The organism is Streptomyces sp. NBC_01176, assembly GCF_045039825.1.
GTDB lineage: Bacteria > Actinomycetota > Actinomycetes > Streptomycetales > Streptomycetaceae > Streptomyces.
Map to the genome: position 1 here is coordinate 1,258,804 of NZ_CP108600.1, position 18,529 is coordinate 1,277,332.

Here is an 18,529-nt window from a genome sequence, read left to right on the forward strand (position 1 = left end):
TTGAGCAAGGACCGGCCGTTCGGGCTCGTACCGCGTGCGCGCGGCCGGGACGACATCGACCTGCTCGGGGTGGGAGACGTATGGCACAGGCCGCCGGTACAGCGCGGACCGTCATTCTGACCGTGGATGACGATCCCGGGGTCTCGCGCGCCGTGGCGCGCGACCTCAGGCGCCGCTACGGCGAGTCGCACCGGATCGTGCGGGCGGAGTCCGGGGACACCGCCCTGGAGGCGCTTCGGGAGCTGAAGCTGCGCGGCGACCAGGTGGCGGTGATCCTGGCCGACTACCGGATGCCGCAGATGAACGGCATCGAGTTCCTGGAGCAGGCGCTCGACGTGTACCCCGGTGCGCGCCGGGTGCTGCTGACCGCCTACGCGGACACCAACGCGGCGATCGACGCGATCAACGTGATCGATCTCGACCACTATCTCCTCAAACCGTGGGACCCACCGGAGGAGAAGCTCTATCCGGTGCTGGACGATCTGCTGGACGCGTGGCGGGCCAGCGACTTCCGGCCCGTGCCGACCTGCAAGGTGGTCGGGCACCGTTGGTCGGCGCGTTCCTCGGACGTACGGGAGTTCCTGGCCCGCAACCAGGTGCCGTACCGCTGGTACTCGTCGGACACGCCGGAGGGGCAGCGGTTGCTGTCCGCGGCCGGCCAGGACGGGGAGCGCCTGCCGCTGGTGATCACGCCGGACGGCACACCGCTCGTGGAACCGGAGGACACGGACCTCGCGGCGCAGGTCGGGCTGGCCACGACCCCGACGGAGGAGTTCTACGACCTGGTCGTCATCGGCGGTGGTCCGGCCGGCCTGGGGGCCGCCGTGTACGGCGCGTCCGAGGGGCTGCGGACCGTCCTCGTGGAACGGTCGGCGACCGGCGGCCAGGCCGGGCAGAGCTCGCGCATCGAGAACTATCTCGGCTTCCCCGACGGGGTGTCCGGCTCCCAGCTCACCGGGCGGGCGCGCCGGCAGGCGGCGAAGTTCGGCGCCGAGATCCTGACCGCGCGGGAGGTGACGGGCCTCGAGGTCACCGGCGCCTCGCGAATCATCCGGTTCTCCGACGGCTCCGCGATCGCCGCGCACGCGGTGATCCTGGCGACCGGCGTCACGTACCGGCAGTTGGAGGCGCCCGGTCTGGCGGACCTGACGGGCTGCGGGGTCTTCTACGGCTCGGCGCTGACCGAGGCGGCCTCCTGCCAGGGCCACGACGTGTACATCGTGGGCGGGGCGAACTCGGCCGGACAGGCCGCGATGTACCTGTCGCGTGGCGCCAAGTCGGTCACCCTGCTCGTCCGGGGCCCTTCGCTGATCGCGTCGATGTCGCACTACCTGGTCCAGCAGATCGAGGAGGCCCCCAACATCTCGGTGCGTACCGGCACGGTCGTCGAGGCCGCGCACGGCACGGACCATCTGGAGCAGCTCACCGTGCGGGACGTGACGAGCGGGCACACCGAACTCGTCGACGCCCAGTGGATGTTCGTGTTCATCGGCGCGGCCCCCCTCACCGACTGGCTCGAGGGTACGGTGCAGAGGGACACACGCGGATTCATCATGGCGGGGCCCGACATGACCGTCGACGGGCAGCCGCCCAAGGGCTGGGAGCTGGACCGGCCGCCGTACCACCTGGAGACCAATGTGCCCGGCGTGTTCGTGGCCGGGGACGCGCGTGCCGAGTCCGCGAAGCGGGTCGCTTCCGCGGTCGGAGAGGGAGCCATGGCCGTCATGCTCGTCCACCGTTATCTGGAGCAGTCGTGAGCGGGCGGCCGTTGCCGTGCGACAAGAGCGAGCTCGGCACGCTGTTCCTCTTCGAGAAGCTGGACCAGGACCAGTTGGAGCGACTGTGCCGCGAAGGCCGGGTGGAGCAGTTCGACGCCGGCCCGGTCTACACCGAGGGTGACGCGGCCACCTGCTTCTACGTGCTGCTCGAAGGGACCGTCGTGATGTCGCGCCGGGTCGGCGGCGACGACGTGGAGATCAGCCGCAGCTCCCAGCGCGGGGTGTACGCCGGGGCCATGCAGGCCTATCTGAACGGACCGGACCAGACGTTCTACAAGGGGTCGATGAGGGTCACCGAGCCCTCCCGTTTCTTCGTCCTGCCCGCCGAGACCTTCGCCGCGGTCCTGCGGGACTGGTTCCCGATGGCCGTCCACCTGCTCGAAGGGCTGTTCTTCGGCAGCCAGAACACCCAGCGGACCATCGGCCAGCGCGAACGGCTGCTCGCGCTCGGCTCGCTGTCGGCCGGACTGACGCACGAGCTGAACAATCCGGCCGCGGCGGCGGTACGGGCCACTTCCACCCTGCGGGACCGCGTGGCCCACATGCGGCACAAGCTCGGCGCCATCGCCTCGGGCCCGTACGCCCGCGACACCCTGGAGACGCTCATCGAGATCCAGGAGCGCACCGCCGAACGGGTCGCCAAGGCCACACCGTTGAGTCCCCTCGAGGCCTCCGACCGGGAGGACGCGCTCGGTGACTGGCTCGAGGACCACGACATCGCCGGCGGGTGGCAGCTCGCGCCGGCGTTCGTGCAGGCCGGGCTCGACACGGACTGGCTGGACCAGGTCGCGGCGACCGTGGACGAGGAGACCCTCGAAGGCGCCGTGCGGTGGCTGAACTACACCGTGGAGACCGAGCTCCTCATGAACGAGATCGAGGACTCCACCACCCGGATCTCGCACCTGGTGGACGCGGCCAAGCAGTACTCGCAGATCGACCGCGCGCCGTACCAGGTCGTCGACGTGCACGAACTCCTGGACAGCACACTGCTGATGCTCGCCGGAAAGATGGGTTCCGGCATCAAGGTGACCAAGGACTACGACCGCTCGGCGCCCAGGATCCCCGCCTATCCGGGCGAGTTGAACCAGGTGTGGACGAACCTCATCGACAACGCCGCCTCGGCGATGGAGGGCGAGGGCACGCTGACGGTGCGCACCGCGCACGATCACGACCAGTTGCTCGTCGAGTTCCGGGACACCGGGCCCGGGGTGCCGGCCGAGATCCGCGACCGCATCTTCGACCCGTTCTTCACCACCAAACCGGTGGGTGAGGGCACGGGGCTCGGACTGGACATCTCCTGGCGGATCGTCGCCAACAAGCACCACGGGAGCCTGTCGGTGCAGTCCGTCCCCGGTGACACCCGCTTCCAGGTCCGTCTGCCGGTGACCGCGGCGGACACCGAAACGCCCGAGGAGGCGTCATGACCCTGCCCGCAGGAATCGACCCGACCGTCCCGCCGAGCGGTACGGGGTGCGGTGACTGTGACGCCGTCGACGGCTGGTGGTTCCATCTGCGGCGGTGCGCCCAGTGCGGTCACATCGGCTGTTGCGACGACTCGCCCTCCAAGCACGCCACCGCCCACGCGCAGAGCACCGGCCATCCGATCATCCGAAGTTACGAGCCCGGCGAGTCGTGGTTCTGGAACTTCGAGACGTCCGAGTTGTACGAGGCGGGTCCCGAGCTCGCGGCCCCGGAAAGCCACCCCTTGGACCAGCCCACGCCCGGCCCCGCGGGACGCGTGCCCGCGAACTGGGCGGACACGCTGCGCTGAGGGGTCGTGGCCGACCGGGGTGACGGCAAGTGGCGGGGAGAGTCGGAGTCGCTACAGGTGGGTGACCGTGTCCCGATCAGCCTGGCGATGACACCTGCCTCCGGTGCGTCGGCCCGTTGAAAGGCCCGCCCGTTGGCGCTCTGTCATCGCCAGGAGGACAGCCGCCGAACCGGCCGTGTGGTCTGACTGAGCCCTGGCCTAGGCGCTGTTTCTCGGATCATGTGCGGAGCCAGATGATGAGTGCTGCGACGGTGACGGTGCCGAGGTAGGTGTAGGCCCGTTTCTCGTAGCGTGTGGCGACCGCGCGGAAGCCCTTGAGACGGTTGATGGCTCGCTCAACGGTGTTGCGTTTCTTGTAGCGTTCGCGGTCGAATCCGGTGGGCCGACCGCCTTGGGAACCGCGGTTGCGTCGGTGTCTGCGCTGGTCGAGTCGTTCGGGGATGGTGTGCGAGATGCCGCGTCGTCGCAGGTAGCGGCGGTTCTCGCGGGATGTGTAGGCCTTGTCGGCCAGGACATGGTCGGGCCGGCTGCGAGGCCGGCCGACCCCGCTGCGGGGTACCGACACCTGCTCCAGGACGGGCTGCAGTTGGGGGCCGTCACCGAAGTGTCCAGGTGTCAGGAGAACGGTGAGCGGTCGGCATCGCCCGTCCGCTGCGAGGTGGATCTTGGTGGTGAAGCCGCCCCGGGAACGTCCCAGGCACTCGCCGACCTGACCACCTCCTCCAGCCGGACGGCCAGTTTCCGAAGCACCGGATCGCCCTGATTCGTCCGCGGAAGGGCCCCCTTTTGAGCAGCCGCGGTGGGCGGTGCCTTCCGCGCGCCGGCGGCGTGCTGGTGAGCTCGCACCGCCGTGGAGTCGACGGACACGTCCCAGTCGATGTGGCCCGCGGCGTCCTCTGCGGCCTGCACCTTCGACAGCAGCATGTGCCAGGTCCCGTCCGCCGACCAGCGGCGATGACGTTTGTAGACCGTCTCCCACGGTCCGAACCGCTCGGGCAGATCCCGCCACTGCACCCCCGTGCGGACCCGGTACAGCACCCCGTTGATCACCCGCCGGTGATCACTCCACCGGCCCCCACGCGCACCACCGCGAGGTAAGAACGACTCCAGCCGGTCCCACTCCGCATTCGTCAGGTCTCCGCGTCCCATGGAGCCAGCCTGCCCCCAACACCCCGTTCACGGAGGGAGATCCGAGAAACAGCGCCTAAGAATGCACGGCAGCATGGCGCGGCTTCGTCGGCCGCCGGCGCCACGCGAGGTCAGTCTTCGGCTTCGGCCGCTAGCTTTTGCCATGGCCATCGCCCGGTGATCTCCAGCTCGAGAGAGAAGCTGAGGAAGGTGCGGATACCCACGATCACGGCCAGCACTCCGACACTCGTGTACGTCGGTGCGACGGCGACTGTCCGGATGATATCGCCGGCTACGAGGAACTCCAGCCCCAGCAGGATCGACCGCCCGACGCGACGGCGATAGCCGCGGTACACACCCGCCTGCCGGCGACTGAGCCGGACAGCCGCGAGAACGGTCGCCAAGAGCATTCCCACGACTATGATTGCTACGCCGACGGCGTCAACGGCTCGACCGACCAATTCCACGATGTGTTGGAACTCCACGGTATCCTCTTTCGCGCCGACCCGAATCCGCTCGTTTGCGGTCCGCAACCTCTGTTGCTACCGACACGTCGTTCCGAGCACCGGCTACAGGCGGGCCAGACGTGTTTCCACGACAATCCCCCCGCAATAAAACCATCGGACGGGCGCGAGCGCTGTTTCCAGGCTGCGAGTTCCTCAGCGCATTCGTTCGAGTACTTCGTCAGTCGACAGCACCGCATGGGCGAAGAAACGGTAGTTGATGATCGCCGCCTGATACCCGTCGCCCCAGACCGGGTGTCGGGGTCCAGCGGTTGCGTCCCTCACCACGGCGACCTCGAATCCCTCCTCGATGAGGTGCCGCATGTGGGACTCGACGCACATGTTCGCCAGCATCCCGCCAAGAATAATCCTTGCAATGGGGCGAGATGAAGACCTCGTATCCACCCGCCTTCGCCGCCTCGAAGATTCTCTCCATATTCTCGACGGTCCTGTTCTCCGTGACGCTCGCTCCCACCGCGTCCCAGTTCGCTCCACCCTCGCTCAGCACATCGTTCTGTGGGTCAATGAACACAACCGCCGCGTCGGTATTCTTCACATCCACCCAGGCGCTCCTCACCCGATGAAAAACCACTGGTGCGGCAAGTATTAACTTCGGATACGGCAGGGGATTCGCCTACCTCAGCCCCGACCGCCTGGAAGACCGCTTCAGCATCGAGGCAGCCTGGCGCCGTACCGGCAACGGTCGCCCCGTCCCGACGCCCGGGCCAACAGATGTACAAAGCCTGCGCCGGCGCCAGTCCTGGGCGAGAGGCCGTTCGCGCTCCGCGCGCCCTGAACCCCGCCCCACCGATCGAACCGCCCAGCGTCACCCGTTGGTGAGCACCATGCGGAACCGCGCGGAGCCGGCAAGCATCTTCCGGTACGCCTCGTTCGTCTGATCGAGCGGCACGACCTCCGTCATCGGGCGGATGCCGTGCAGGGCGCTGAACGCCATGGTGTCCTGGGTGTCCTGCGAGGTGCCGCTCGGATGCCCGCGGACGACCTTGGCGCCCGTGATCAGCTGGGCCGGGCTGACCCCCAGTGGTGTGCCGTCCAGGCCGATGACGACCAGCTCGCCGCGGTGGCGCAGTCCGTCCACGGTCGCCGTGATCGCCTCGGAGTTGGAGGCGGTGGCGAGGACGACCTGTGCGCCACCAAGGGACCGCAGCGCCTCGGAGACGGGGGTGTCGGCCGTGCTGTCGACGTAGTGGTGGGCGCCGAGTCGCTTGGCGAAGTCCGCCTTGCCCGCACCACGGGCGATGGCCACCGTCTCGCAGCCCATCGCGACCGCGTACTGCACCGCCAGGTGGCCGAGTCCCCCGACCCCGAGGACGGCCACCAGGTCGCCCGGCCGTGCCGAGCTGCGTCGCAGGCCGTTGAACACCGTCACTCCCGCGCAGGCCAGCGGCGCCGCGTCGGTCGCCGCCAGCGCGTCGGGGATCCGCGCCAGGGTGTCCACCGGTACGACGACCGACTCCGCGTATCCCCCCTCGTACTGCCACCCGGGAACCTTCAGGTTCTCGCAGACGACGAAGTCGCCCTCCCGGCAGGGCGTGCAGTAGCCGCAGGCGCCGCCGAACCAGCCGATCGCCACCCGGTCGCCGACCTCCCAGCCGCGGCCCTGCGTGCCTTCTCCGAGTTCCTCGACGCGCCCGGCGATCTCGTGTCCGGGGACCACCGGGAACGTCACGCCCGGAACCCCGGCGTTCACGAAGAAGGTGTCGCTGTGGCACACCCCGCAGGCGTCGACGATGACCCGCACATGGCCGGGGCCCGGCGGGGTGGCCTCACGCTCGACGATCTCGAACGAACCGCCGGCGGACTCCACTTGAGCGACTCGATAGGTGGTCATCTGGATCCCTGCCTTGGAGAGTCGGACCGATCTCGAGGCTCTCTGCCCGCAGGTGGTCGCGGTGGGCCCGCGACCCCGACGCGTGTGAAACGCGGACCGGACCGGCGGGCATCACCCCTGTAGTGTGCGCCGGTCAGCGGCGGGGCGGGGGCGGGCCCCCGCACCTCGACGGGCCGCTGACGGGCGCGGCGGCGGGTGATTTCACGTTACAGCAGCTCAAAGTGGTCGGCGAGTTCGCCGATGCCCTGGCTGCCACTACCCCTGGCGCACCCGGTCCCGCCCGGGTGCCGCCAGTGAGCGCAGTGGGCCGCGGTGCAGCGGAGTCGTGTGCCAGCGCACACCGAAGGTGCCGTCCGGCAGCACGCAGCGCACGGTCAGGCGATGCGGGGTCTCCAGGAACACCACGTCGAAGCGGAGCGTGTCCGGATCCGTCCATCCTCCGCTCACCGCCATGGGGATCGGCCCGTCCTCGACCGTCCACCCCGCCGCGGTGAGCCGCAGTTCGTGTCTCTCGTCGCCCTCGACGAGAGACACCCTCCAGTCGCCGTCATCGACCGGGGCCACGACCTCGACACCCGTCAGGGTCCGCTGCTCCGCGCAGACGCCGTCCTGAGGGACGAACACGGTGCGCGACCAGGCGTCACCCGCGGCGGGCGGTTCGGGGCTCGCCTCGACCGGTGGCAGGGCCAGCCTCGCCAGACGGCGTCGCAGCCCCTCGTCCTCGGTGCCCGCGAGCGGCGTGGAACCGAACGCCGGGAGGAGGTGTCGCCACATCAGGTTCAGCAGGGCCTGCATGTTCTCGGTCGCGGCCGTCGTCGCGATCACCACGTCCTGTTCGGGGAGGACCACGCAGAACTGCCCGAAGGCGCCGTCGCCGCGGTAGCCGTGCCGGCCCATCCAGAACTGGAACCCGTATCCCCGCTGCCAGTCGGACCCCGCACCCACGGCCGTACCGTCCGCGGTGGCGATCTGTTCGCGCGTGGCCTCCGTGATCCACCAGGAGGGCAGCAGGCGTTCGCCGTTCCAGACTCCGTCCTGGAGGTAGAACTGGCCGAGCCGGGCGATCGCGTCCGTCGCCGCGTGCAGACCGCTGAAGCCGAGGTCGCGCCCCGCCGGACGCTGCAGCCAGGCGGTCTCGCCGATGCCCAACGGGTCGAGCAGGCGGGGCCGCAGGTACTCGGTCAGCGACTGTCCGGTCACCCGCTGGACGATCGAGGCGAGCGTGTACGTGGCGGGCTGGTTGTAGGCGAAGACGGTCCCCGGCTCCTGGTCCGGCGGTACGAGGAGGAATCCCCGCACGATCTCCTTCCGGTCGACTCGGGCGGCCGCCTCGAAGGTCTCACCGAGGTGACCGCTGGCCATGGACGCCACGTGCCGGACGAGCATGGAACGGCTGCGCGGGTCGGTGATCTCCGCCTCGAACTCGGGGAAGTACGAGATCACGGGGTCGTCGAGGCGCACCAGCCCCTCCGCGACGGCGAATCCGGCGGCCGTGGACGTGAAGCTCTTGCTGAGCGAGTACAGCAGGTGGAGGCGGTCGGGTGCGTAGGGCGCCCACCAGCCGGAGGCCACGACATGCCCGTGGCGCAGGAGCATCAGGCTGTGCGGTTCGATGTCAGGCGCGGCCTCGACCGCGTCGAGGAACGCGTGGACGCCCGCGGCGTCGACCCCCTGGGCGGCGGGGGTGCTGACGGGCAGGGGACGGGCACTCATACGCGGGCCTCCGGGGCGACGACGGGTGACACGGCGGGGCGGGTCACAACGGCTACTTACTTACGGTGACGGGTGGCGACGGGAGGGGTGATGCCATTCGGTGCATTCACCATCCTTCCCTTGTACGTCGCCACCTGTCCATGAGGTGTCCGCGCGTCTCTGGAGGCTCAAGTGGTGTCGCGCACGGGAGCATTGGCACGCGAACCGGAGCGCTTTGATCAAGGGCGACACATGACCAGGGGCTTAGGGCAGCACTAGGGTCCGTCTTCAAAGATCATCGGATGGTGGATCATGGTGGGGTGATACGTCGCCATGAACTCACCGATCAGAAGTGGGAGTTACTCGCTCCGTTGATACCGCGGGCCGCGACGGGCCGTCCGCGTGTGGAGGATCGGCAGGTCATCAACGGGATGGTCTACAAGATCCGGACCGGGATCTCCTGGCGTGACCTGCCGGATCGCTACGGGCCATGGAAGACGGTCTACACCCGCTTCCGCCGCTATGCGCTGGACGGCGTGTTCACCCGGGCCCTCCAGCAGATCCAGGCACACGCGGACGCGGCCGGCGACATCGACTGGCTCGTCCAGATCGACTCCCCCATCGTCCGCGCCCACCAGCACGCCGCCGCCACCGGCCGAAAAGGGGGAACCGCCCACCGGACGAACCGGACGATCACGCCCTCGGCCGATCGCGAGGAGGCCTGACCACCAAAATCCATCTCGCCTGCGACGGCAAGGGCGGCCCGCTCGCGATCCTGCTGACACCCGGCCAACGCCACGACAGCATCTGCGCGCGTCCCCTCCTGGAACGCATCCGCGTCCCGCGGACCGGCCTTGGCCGGCCCCGCTCCAAACGCGACCAGGTAAACGCGGCATCGCGTGCACCATCCCGGAGAAAGCCGACCAGCAGCGACACCGGCTGGGCCGCGGCCGTCGCGGCGGCCGGCGGCCGGCATTCGACCGACAGATCTATCGCCGCCGCAACGTAGTTGAGCGCTGCTTCAACCGTCTCAAAGGCTTCCGCGGCATCGCCACCAGATACGACAAGACCGCCACCTCCTACGAGGCAGCGGTCAATCTCGCATCATTCCTGCTCTGGGCAAGATCAGTTTGAAGACGGATCCTAGCCAGTTCGGTCAGCGACGGTCATTCCGGTCGCTGCGGGACCCCTGAGGGACGCCGACGGGCGGGGGCAGTCGCTGAGGTTGCGGTACCGCGCTGCTGTAGGGCTTGCTTCGCTGCCAAATTCCGGGCGTGAGCTTCGCGTCGTAGCCGGCGTTCATAGTCGGCGATCTGACGGGCGACGGGGATGCTGGTGGCTGTTCGGATCAACCGCTCGTTTTCACGATCCACCAGGAAGGGACCGTTGCCTCCCAACCGAGGGCGCGGTCCGCTCTGACCATCCCAGGCTGCCCCCCCCCAGTCGAAGATCCACCCGAACGGCAAGGCCTCTACACGCAGGATCTGAAGGTCGTACTCGACGCAGCCCCGTGCGTCGTCGATCTCGGCAAGCACCAGTCGGCGCGCGTCCTCCTCAGTCAGCATCGCCCGATGATGACATGGCGCCCATACGCGCCGGGACGCTTTACGCCTGGCGTACACCCGCTTTAGGAGCGAGGGTGGGTGATCCGGCCGCTGACCTGCGGTAGGAGCCAACCCGACGGACTTGGGGTGCATGCACCGCCGACGTCCGCGGTTCCCCGTGGCTCCCCGCTCGTTCTGGCACGGTTGTGGCACGGTCGTGCGGGGGATCAGGACGTAGGCTTAACGGTATGGCCAAGGGCGACCAACCCGAGCCCGATCACGAACAGCGCGCCGCTGCCGAAGCCGAGACAGGAGACGAGCACCGCGCCGACTCCCCAGAGTCTGGGCTGTCGGACCCACCTTGCTAGGCGTCGGCCTGGCAGGCGTCCGAGTAGAAGGGCGTGGATGCCGAGAACAGTGCCCGTGAGGCAGAGCCCACCGACGATCACAACCAGGGGCAGAAGCATTGTTGCGAACGACGACGACATAACCCCCTCCATACCTCCCGGTTCTGTTGGTCAGCTTAGGACTCCTAGCAAAAAGAGTGGTTGCCGCCTTGGAATGACAGGCAGTCAGCTGGCGTTGCGCCTGCGTTCGATGGATCGGGGTGGGGTGTGGGGCAGCGGAGGCCGTGGGAGATCGATGACGGGCTGTGGGAACGGATCACTCCGCTGCTGCCGGTGATCGAACGCAGACAGCGGTACTCGGGGCGCAAACGGCTGGAGGACCGGCGGGTCCTCAACGGGATCCTGTTCGTGCTGTACACAGGGATCCCCTGGGAGTTCCTGCCACAGGAGCTGGGCTACGGTTCGGGGAGCAGCTGCTGGCGCAGGTTGCGGGACTGGCATCAGACTGGGGTGTGGCAGGCTCTGCACGAGCTGCTGCTCACCAAATTACGGGCGGCTGACCTGCTGGACTTCACCCGGGCCGCAGTCAACGGCTCCCACCTGCGGGCGATGAAGGGCGGTGCGAAGACCGGGCCGTCTCCAGGGACCGGGGCAGGGCGGGCAGCAAGCACCACGTGATCGTGGAAGCGCACGGTATCCCGCTCGCCGCCACGCTGACCGGCGGGAACCGCCACGACGTCACCCAGCTCATGCCCCTGGTCCACGCTGTTCCGGCGGTCAAGGGCAAGCGCGGGCGTCCCCGCCGGCGCCCCGATGCGCTGTACGCCGACCGCCGCTACGACTACGACACCTACCGCCGCGACCTGCGCGGCCTGGGCATCCGCCCGGTCATCGCCCGCCGCGGGACCGAGCACGGCTCCGGCCTGGGCGTCCACCGCTGGGTCGTCGAAGCCGCCTTCGCGCTCCTGCACTGGTTCCGCCGCCTGCGGATCCGCTGGGAGATCCGCGACGACCTCCACCAGGCTTTCCTCACCCTCGGCTGCGCCATCATCTGCTGGCGCCGCTTGGCGGCAGTTCAGCGCCGCCACTCATAGACACCTGGTGATGACTGCAGGACTTCGCTCGGCCACTCCTTCCGCACCAGTACAAGCAGCCTGCGCTGCTCGTCGATCCAACCCTCCTCAAGACTCATGGGAAGGAACACGGAGACGCACGAGCTGCCCAGATCCTCTACACGGACAGCGGCCGTCTCATGCTCTTCGTTGTACGGCTGGATCCTGATCTCCGGGCTGTGGTCGTCATCCTCCCTCCAGCAGACGTCCTCGCCGGCAGCGAGCAGGTCCAAGGCACGCGACCAGTTCTCCAGGTCGGAAGGGGACAGGGACATGGCCAGTCGCCCGCTGACAAAGCTGCTCGCGACAAGGACCTCTGCGTCGAACTGGTCGTGAAGATGCAGCACACCCGGCGACCGACGCCCCTGCACGCGCACCCGGAAGCTGTTGTCACCATCCGAGAGACTGATCAGTTCCACCGTGTGCCCTTTGCCTTGCCCGCCCGCATCTGCCAGGACTCATGGTGCTGGACTGGATCTTCACTCTCAACCAGCTTGTCCCAGCCTCATTCTGCTAGGAGTTTTTAGAACTGGGGAGCCGGCGAGCGGCGAACGCCAACAAACGAGAGCGGCCCCTGTTGTGTCAGCCGTTGGCGTCAGGTACACCGACGGGGCTTGACATCGCTGGGGTGGCGGTCAAGCTCAGCGCACGGCGAGTGCCTCGGTGAACATCGCAAGATAGCTGTCGTGAGCGAGGCGCAGTTCTCCGAGTTCGCTTTCCTGGAACCACGCGATGGCATCGTGTTCGTCCAACGCGACATTGACCGGGGCTCCCGTCCAGATTTCGATCAGCCAGATCTGCATGTCGAAAGCGTCGGTGTGGATTTGCTGCGTGGGCGGGCCTGCAGGCACCGCGACCTCGATCCCGAGCTCCTCGTGCAGCTCCCTGGCCAGCGCCGCACCGGGAAGCTCTCCAGGTTCCACATGTCCACCGGGTAGGTCCCACACGTCGGGGTACCAGCGGCGCTCGGGAGATCGGTGACACAACAACACCCGGTTGCCGTCGCGCAGGAACGCCGCGACGATCCGAGCCCGAGTAGCGCCTTGCGCAGAAGTCGACACATGAGCAGTCTGCCAGCGCTGTGCCTCGGCCAGTCAACAGGCCGTGGACTGAGCCGCACCCTCCCGCCTTCGTTTACCCACCACCCTCCCCAGCTCCCATCCCGTCCGCCGTCGACCCACACACCGTGGAGCGGGCGTGGTTCAGGGCGTCAAGGTGGAGCGCGCCACTGTACGAACGACCTGGACGCCATGGGCCGCGACTGCTCGGCTCTGCCTGGGTCGATGGTGGTCGGGATGGGAGCGCCCTGCGCACGCCCCTACAGACCCGCGGTCGGGAACGGTGCCCCCTCCATCCCGGTGCCGGCCGATCCCCCGCCGGAGGCATCGTCTTGACCGTAGGCCGCGCTACGAGGTGATCGATTCATGACACCGGTCCTATCCACATGTGGGCGCGCGTCGGCGGCGGCAGCGCCGAGCGGGCCGAAGGCAGGAGCGCGGGCGCAGCCAGAGCCGGGAAGCGCGCCTGGCGGAGCGGAGCGCCGCCGGGCGCTTGATGAAATAGAGAAAGTTCTATCCCGCTGGGACTCGACAGGGATGAGGCGCCTGCCGTCGTGGCTCCGTACGTGAGGACCGTTGCACCGCATGGGCCACTCGTCGGTGCGGGCCGCGCTGATTTATCAGCACCTCGTCAACGGCCGCGACCACCAGATCGCCGACTACGTGGACGGTCAGATCAAGAAGATGAAGCGACCTCCGCACGGACCATCTGGCACGTGAGTGGCACGGCGGCGCGAAAAGTCGCCGAGAAAAATCAAGGCCCAGGTCTCCGGCTTCGCACCGGTTGACCTGGGCCTTAGTCGTGTCCTGGGACTGGTGGGCGCGGACGGTTTCGAACCGCCGACATCCGCCTTGTAAGTTCGATCGCTGCGCGATGCGAAGTGCCGGAACGAGGCCCGCCGGTCGCTCCCACATCCGGCTCCAGCCACCGCCGTGCGCCATCGTTCGCCGTCGTTGATGTCAGCTGGTGATGTCAGAGCGGCGGACGGTCTATGCGCTGACAGCCAACTCTCGTGCGCGATGGCGAGCTTGGGATCTCAGTTCCTTGAGGCGGCTATGGAACGGGTTGTGGCGGTTCTGGTCGAGGTTCAGAGGCAGGTCGAGTTGAGAAATGAACTCCGACTCCATGGTCCATGGTTCGTCGTGCTCGATCCAGCACACTCGGGCGTTCTCCGCCATCCACTGACTGAGGGCGGCTTCCCCGGCCTTGCCGAAGGTCATGCGTGTCCCGCTCTTTCCTACTCGACGCAGCTCGATCCCGAGCAGGCAACCAAGGGTGAGGCGAAGCGTCGATCCTGCCGCGTTGCCTCGGTAGTGATACCGCACGCGCTTGCGCAGGTTCTGTGTGCTGGTCCGGTTCGCCATGTACCGCGGGGCTATACCGACGTAGAGCAGGCGCCCGGCTGTGAGGTCCGCACAGGGCGCCTGTTCGAAGTGCCACCCGTAGACCCCGGCCGCCGCCGGCACCGGGCTCGGACGCGACAAGACCTCCTGAGCCGACCACAGCCGATCCGGCGCGGTGAGAGCGGCATGGGCCACGGAACCTCCAAGCTCGACGGGCTGTTGGCCGCAGAGTACTGGCTGCCCACGGGAGCTCCAGCGGCAGACCGGGCACCACGGCTTTGCAAGGGCGGACGTGGTCGGCGACGTAGTTCCCCAGGTCGCGTCGGCTGTAGCAACGACCCGGGTGAACAGCGCATCTCGACTGCGACGACCCGTCATTGACCGTGGTTGACCGCACGATGTGGCACGACTGTGGCAGGGTCCGAACGACAGAGCGCTTAGAAGGCGCTTGGCGAGATCACCGGCGCACGCCCTCTGACCTCACGTTCTTCGGCTGACGACTGCGAACGTGCGGCGCCTTCGACACGCATTCGACAGAGTGGCGGGCAACGCGGGTCGGCTGAAGCCGTACGCCCGGGGGTATCCGCCTGAACATGCTTGCTCTGATTGCCTACCGTTCGTACCACGGCGCAACGACCGTGTGGGCCTTCGTCGTTGCCATCCTCATCGTGCTGGTGGCCGGCTGGTACATCCGACGCTGAAGGTAGTCGCGACACCCCCGCATCTGCTTCCGCAGGTCCGGTAGGCCGCTATGGACGGTTGATCGAAATCTCGTAGACGATCTCGTAGTGAGCGGCGGGCACCACGATGTCCGCAGTCTCCACGGCCCGCCCCTCGTCGCTGTAATACGTCCGCGCCGCAGCACTCTGGATGCCGGGTGCAGGTCGGGCAACTGCTCCGGAGGCCCTCTGGGCGTGTGGCGTCGCTGCTGGTCACAGGGCCGCTTCTGCGTGCTCGACGGCTGCATGTCCAGGGATGGTCCACGGGCGCTGACGCCTACCCGCATGTGCCGGACCGGTGCGGCGGGACGAGTCGGAGCGGGGGTTGCCTCTGGTGGAGGTACTCGCGGAGAGGTGGGGTCGTAGGGGAGCGCGAGCTCGGCGGGATCGTGGGGTGCAAGTTGACCCTGGTGGACGGGGGAGCCACTCGTACGCGCGCGTGTGACGACGACACTCCAAGCGCCGGTTCCCAAATCACGATTTTACATTACATGAGGTGTCTTTGACGGCGAGTCGGACTCAATGGTGCATTGCGGACGTCAAGATGAATATGTCCGACCCAGGCAGGCGCATTTGGCACCTGCCGTGAAAGGAGCACGGAATGCGGGTTTCCCGTTTTGCCGCCGCGCTGGGCGTCGCGGCCGCCATCCTGGTAGGCGGCGCCACTGGCGCCAGCGCCGCCGCCGCGCCTTCGGTGGTATCTCATGCCACGCACGACCGTGGTCACGACAATAGGGGCGGCGACCGTGACGGCCGCTGGGGTCACCACCGCGACGGCCGCTGGGGTCACCACCGCGACGACCGCTGGGGTCACCACCGCGACGACCGCGACGGCCGCTGGGGTCACCACCGCCACGACCGCGACGGCCGCTGGGGTCACCACCGCCACGACCACGACGGCCGCTGGGGTCACCACCGCCACGACCACCGCTGACCGTCCTTGGGGGTGCACTTCCGCTGTTGGGGAGGGCACCCCTTCCACGTCCTCCGCATACCTTCGGCCGCACAGACACCCGCGACTGGCCGAGATCTACGATCCGCTCGATTCCGACCGCAGGGATCTGGTCCGCAGATTGGTGTCGTGCAGGAGTTCAATACGCGTCGGGTGCTGGACATCGTATCCAGGGACGGGTGCGCGACACCCGCTTTAGGAGTTCGATCCGGCGGCCCTTCGAGGCCTGCATAGCGGCTTCGTACCGCCGTTCGTGGGTGCGCCATCAGCTGCACTGATACGCCGACGTTCGCGCGCGTTGATGTCAGGACTAGATGTCATCTGGCTCGCTGACGTCCCTGACCCGCGGATCGTGGAGGCGAAGGCGTTTGCGGGATCGCAGGGCGTATCGCCCCCAGGAAGAGGGCGATACGCCCTGCCGCGCCGCTGGCTAACCCATGGTCTTGGCGCCGTCCAGGGACTCGCGGATGATGTCGGCGTGGCCGGCGTGCTGGGCGGTCTCGGTGATGACGTGCATCAGTACCCGGCGGGCCGACCATCGGGCGCCCGGTTCGGACCACGGGGCCTTCGGTAGAGGTTGTGTGGAGTCCAGGTCGGGGTGGGTGGCGATCAGTTCGTCTGTTCGGCGGGCTACCTCGGCGTAGTCGGCGAGCACGCCGATCAGCGTCTCGCCAGGCAGCATCCGGAACTCGTCAGACCGTCGGGCCCAGTCGGCCTCGGTCATGTTGGTGAAGTCGGGCATCGCCGACGGGCCGTCCAGGATGAACTGCGCCCAGGATCGCTCCACCGCAGTGACATGTTTGATCAGGCCGCCCAAGCACAGCTGGCTGGTGGTGGTCCGGCGCCCGGCCTGCTCGTCGGTGAGGTCACGGGTAGTGAATCGCAGGAAGTGACGATGGTTGGCCAGCGCCTCCAGCAAGTCGGCGCGCTCGCCGGTAGGGGTGGGCTCAGGGGCCGAGTCGTGGGTGGCCAGTTCGTTGACAGTCACGGTCTCGCTCATGGTCGCTGCCTTCCGTGGTTCGTCTTGTGCCGGGCAAGGAGGACGCTAGGGGGCATGGAGGTCAGATACTGACCTAAATGACCGGAGGGGTGAGGATGCTGAGCTTGACCTGATGCTTGACCTGTCGGGGTGGCGGGATTTGAACCGAGGGACCTCTTCGTCCCGAAGCAACTTGGGTGGGGGCGTTGCCTTGGGCTGGTGCGCGTCTCACCTGCGCTGATGATCCGTGGGTGCGCGTGGGCGTCCGCCGTTGTTCGTCGGCGTTGTCACGCAGTTACTGAGCTTCAAAGCGTGGTGTCGATATGGGCTGCCGGTCCATGATTCCTGCGGTATGCCGACTGTACGAGGTATACGCAAGGGGGCGGGCCGCCGACGAACGGCGAGCCTTCGCGAGAAGTTGAGGATGGGGGCGGCCGGGCGGTTCGCTCTGGCGACGAAAGCAGCAACCCAATACATCATGGTGATTCCTCCCACGATGTTCATGAGCCTCCCGGTCTCCGAATACGTCGCGGATCCGCTGGAGGGTCCAGCCTGAGGGGAAGTTGCGCGTCTGACATCCTCGGATGATCTCACCCGCCACGTGCAGACCACCGCTTTAGGAGCGAGATTGGGCGATCGCAGGCATGACCTGGGGATTCCCTGCCCTGGGAACAGACTGACGGCGTCCCCCTGGCGAGCCCCTGTTCCCCCTGAGTCCCCGTGCGTTCTGGCCCGAAAGTGGCACGGCCCGGAGACCGTGCCACGACCCCTCGATGCGCACTACGGGCGCGGCGGTCGCTGAGGCTTGCTGAGTCGGCCAGCCAGCTGCGTACGTGGAGTGATGGCCAGCTGCGGTCGTAGCGGTTGCCGTGCTTCTCTGCTGTACGGCAACGTGCTCCACCTCATTGGTCCTGCTGCCGCCGTCTACGACGCAACCTCATGGCGGTGGCGACGGCGACGAAGAGACTGCCACCTACCGCCATAGGGAGTTCAGAGGCAAAGGGCCTTAGAGGCGGGTGGTCAAGGAAGGTTCGGGTGAATGCGATTCCGATCAGGGCACCTGTCAGTGTGATCGCCCACGAGATCAGTATGAGCAACCCCGTGCTCCGGGTGCTCAGCCAAGACGTCATGGGATCATCATGCACCCGACATGTCGCCGACCGCAGCCCCCTCGCTTTTTTGCAGAGTGATCACTCAACCAACAATCTCAACCCACCACTTGCCCCAGCTTCCAGCCCGTCCGCCGTCGACCCGCACACCATGGAGCGGGCGTGGTTCCTGGCGTCCAGGTGGAGCGCGCCACTGTACGAACGACCTGGACGCCAGGGGCCTCGTCTGCTCGGCTCTGCCTGGGTCGACGGTGGTCGGGATGGCAGCCCACAACGCTCACAACGAATCTGCCGGCACTCGCGAGCGGCGCCCATCCATCCCGGAGTCTGAACGCCCCCGCCGGAGGCACCTTCTCGGCCTGCGGATGACTTCCAAGCTTCGCCCGCATGCACGCAGCGCGATACCGGGCGCGGCCGGCCGGGGCGCAGACAGGAGGCAGGCCGCGCCCCAGAGGCGGCGTGCGCCCGCGCCGTGCATGGGCCTTGATGAAGTAGGGAAAGTTCTACCGCGCCGTCGGTCCGCAGACCCCCGCCGGGCATCCGGACGGTGGGGCAGCTCGAGAGCTGCCGGCGCATCTCGCTGTCGACGTCGACCGTGACCGGGTTCGGCGCCGCAGGTACGACACCAACGCGCCTCTCCT

At 67.8% G+C, this 18,529-nt stretch carries 15 protein-coding genes and 2 pseudogenes; 7 read left to right on the plus strand and 10 right to left on the minus strand.

All coding sequences use genetic code 11. From position 1 onward, the window contains the following. Positions 1–80: 80 nt before the first annotated feature. Genes OG199_RS05210 through OG199_RS05220 form a run of 3 tightly spaced genes read left to right on the plus strand, consistent with a single transcriptional unit; the run spans position 81 to position 3,549 of the window. Positions 81–1,757 carry an FAD-dependent oxidoreductase gene (locus OG199_RS05210; protein ID WP_356802319.1) on the plus strand — a complete coding sequence of 559 codons (1,677 nt, stop codon included), beginning with the start codon at positions 81–83 and terminating at the stop codon, positions 1,755–1,757. After that, the gene (locus tag OG199_RS05215; RefSeq protein WP_356802317.1) at positions 1,754–3,202 is read left to right on the plus strand and encodes an ATP-binding protein; all 1,449 of its coding nucleotides are present in this window, start codon (positions 1,754–1,756) and stop codon (positions 3,200–3,202) included. Before OG199_RS05210 ends, OG199_RS05215 begins: the two co-directional genes overlap by 4 nt. Continuing rightward, positions 3,199–3,549 (plus strand): UBP-type zinc finger domain-containing protein, encoded by a 351-nt coding sequence (locus tag OG199_RS05220; RefSeq protein ID WP_356802315.1) that lies wholly within the window; start codon positions 3,199–3,201, stop codon positions 3,547–3,549. The genes OG199_RS05215 and OG199_RS05220 overlap by 4 nt, the downstream gene beginning before the upstream one ends. 217 nt (positions 3,550–3,766) lie before the next feature. Here OG199_RS05220 and OG199_RS05225 read toward each other — a convergent pair. The 5 genes from OG199_RS05225 to OG199_RS05245 form a co-directional block, all read right to left on the minus strand. Continuing rightward, positions 3,767–4,698, minus strand: a protein-coding gene (locus OG199_RS05225) for an IS5 family transposase (protein WP_393778048.1) whose coding sequence is annotated in 2 segments (ribosomal slippage) — positions 3,767–4,297 and positions 4,300–4,698 — 930 coding nt in all. Because the reading frame shifts where the segments join, the coding sequence is not laid out codon by codon here. A gap of 110 nt (positions 4,699–4,808) precedes the next feature. Then, positions 4,809–5,162, minus strand: coding sequence for a DUF1622 domain-containing protein (locus OG199_RS05230; RefSeq protein ID WP_405828245.1), 354 nt, complete (start codon positions 5,160–5,162; stop codon positions 4,809–4,811). Positions 5,163–5,336: 174 nt separating this feature from the next. Beyond that, the gene (locus tag OG199_RS05235; protein ID WP_405828247.1) at positions 5,337–5,534 is read right to left on the minus strand and encodes an isochorismatase family protein; all 198 of its coding nucleotides are present in this window, start codon (positions 5,532–5,534) and stop codon (positions 5,337–5,339) included. Positions 5,535–6,006: 472 nt separating this feature from the next. After that, positions 6,007–7,032, minus strand: a complete 1,026-nt coding sequence (locus tag OG199_RS05240) for an alcohol dehydrogenase (RefSeq protein WP_356809353.1) — start codon at positions 7,030–7,032, stop codon at positions 6,007–6,009. Positions 7,033–7,287: 255 nt separating this feature from the next. Beyond that, positions 7,288–8,745: a serine hydrolase domain-containing protein gene (locus OG199_RS05245; RefSeq protein WP_405828249.1), complete on the minus strand. Its 1,458-nt coding sequence runs from the start codon at positions 8,743–8,745 to the stop codon at positions 7,288–7,290. Positions 8,746–9,026: 281 nt separating this feature from the next. On the opposite strand from OG199_RS05245, the pseudogene OG199_RS05250 reads away from it, so the two are divergent. Together OG199_RS05250 and OG199_RS05255 are read left to right on the plus strand one after the other, a co-directional pair. After that, positions 9,027–9,858: pseudogene (locus OG199_RS05250) on the plus strand (IS5 family transposase). A gap of 1,024 nt (positions 9,859–10,882) precedes the next feature. Beyond that, positions 10,883–11,709, plus strand: a protein-coding gene (locus OG199_RS05255; protein WP_405828251.1) for an IS5 family transposase whose coding sequence is annotated in 2 segments (ribosomal slippage) — positions 10,883–11,258 and positions 11,258–11,709 — 828 coding nt in all. Because the reading frame shifts where the segments join, the coding sequence is not laid out codon by codon here. Here OG199_RS05255 and OG199_RS05260 read toward each other — a convergent pair. Next, entirely contained in the window at positions 11,691–12,146 is a 456-nt protein-coding gene (locus OG199_RS05260; RefSeq protein ID WP_405828253.1) for a DUF5959 family protein, read from the minus strand. The two genes, OG199_RS05255 and OG199_RS05260, sit on opposite strands and share 19 nt — an antisense overlap. 222 nt (positions 12,147–12,368) lie before the next feature. Then, positions 12,369–12,788, minus strand: a complete 420-nt coding sequence (locus OG199_RS05265; RefSeq protein ID WP_405828255.1) for an NUDIX domain-containing protein — start codon at positions 12,786–12,788, stop codon at positions 12,369–12,371. A gap of 582 nt (positions 12,789–13,370) precedes the next feature. Between OG199_RS05265 and OG199_RS05270 the strand changes: the two genes are divergently transcribed. Then, complete coding sequence (locus tag OG199_RS05270; RefSeq protein WP_405828257.1) at positions 13,371–13,505, plus strand: integrase; 135 nt, start codon at positions 13,371–13,373, stop codon at positions 13,503–13,505. 270 nt (positions 13,506–13,775) lie between these two features. Here OG199_RS05270 and OG199_RS05275 read toward each other — a convergent pair whose 3' ends face one another. Together OG199_RS05275 and OG199_RS05280 are read right to left on the minus strand one after the other, a co-directional pair. Continuing rightward, entirely contained in the window at positions 13,776–14,324 is a 549-nt protein-coding gene (locus OG199_RS05275) for a GIY-YIG nuclease family protein (protein ID WP_405828259.1), read from the minus strand. Between the two features lie 554 nt (positions 14,325–14,878). Next, positions 14,879–15,031 (minus strand): annotated as a pseudogene (locus OG199_RS05280) (GntR family transcriptional regulator); the annotation flags it as partial. Positions 15,032–15,449: 418 nt separating this feature from the next. Here OG199_RS05280 and OG199_RS05285 point away from each other — a divergent pair. Beyond that, entirely contained in the window at positions 15,450–15,782 is a 333-nt protein-coding gene (locus OG199_RS05285) for a hypothetical protein (RefSeq protein ID WP_405828261.1), read from the plus strand. A gap of 448 nt (positions 15,783–16,230) precedes the next feature. Here OG199_RS05285 and OG199_RS05290 read toward each other — a convergent pair whose 3' ends face one another. Beyond that, positions 16,231–16,800: a DinB family protein gene (locus tag OG199_RS05290; RefSeq protein ID WP_405828263.1), complete on the minus strand. Its 570-nt coding sequence runs from the start codon at positions 16,798–16,800 to the stop codon at positions 16,231–16,233. Positions 16,801–18,529 lie beyond the last annotated feature (1,729 nt).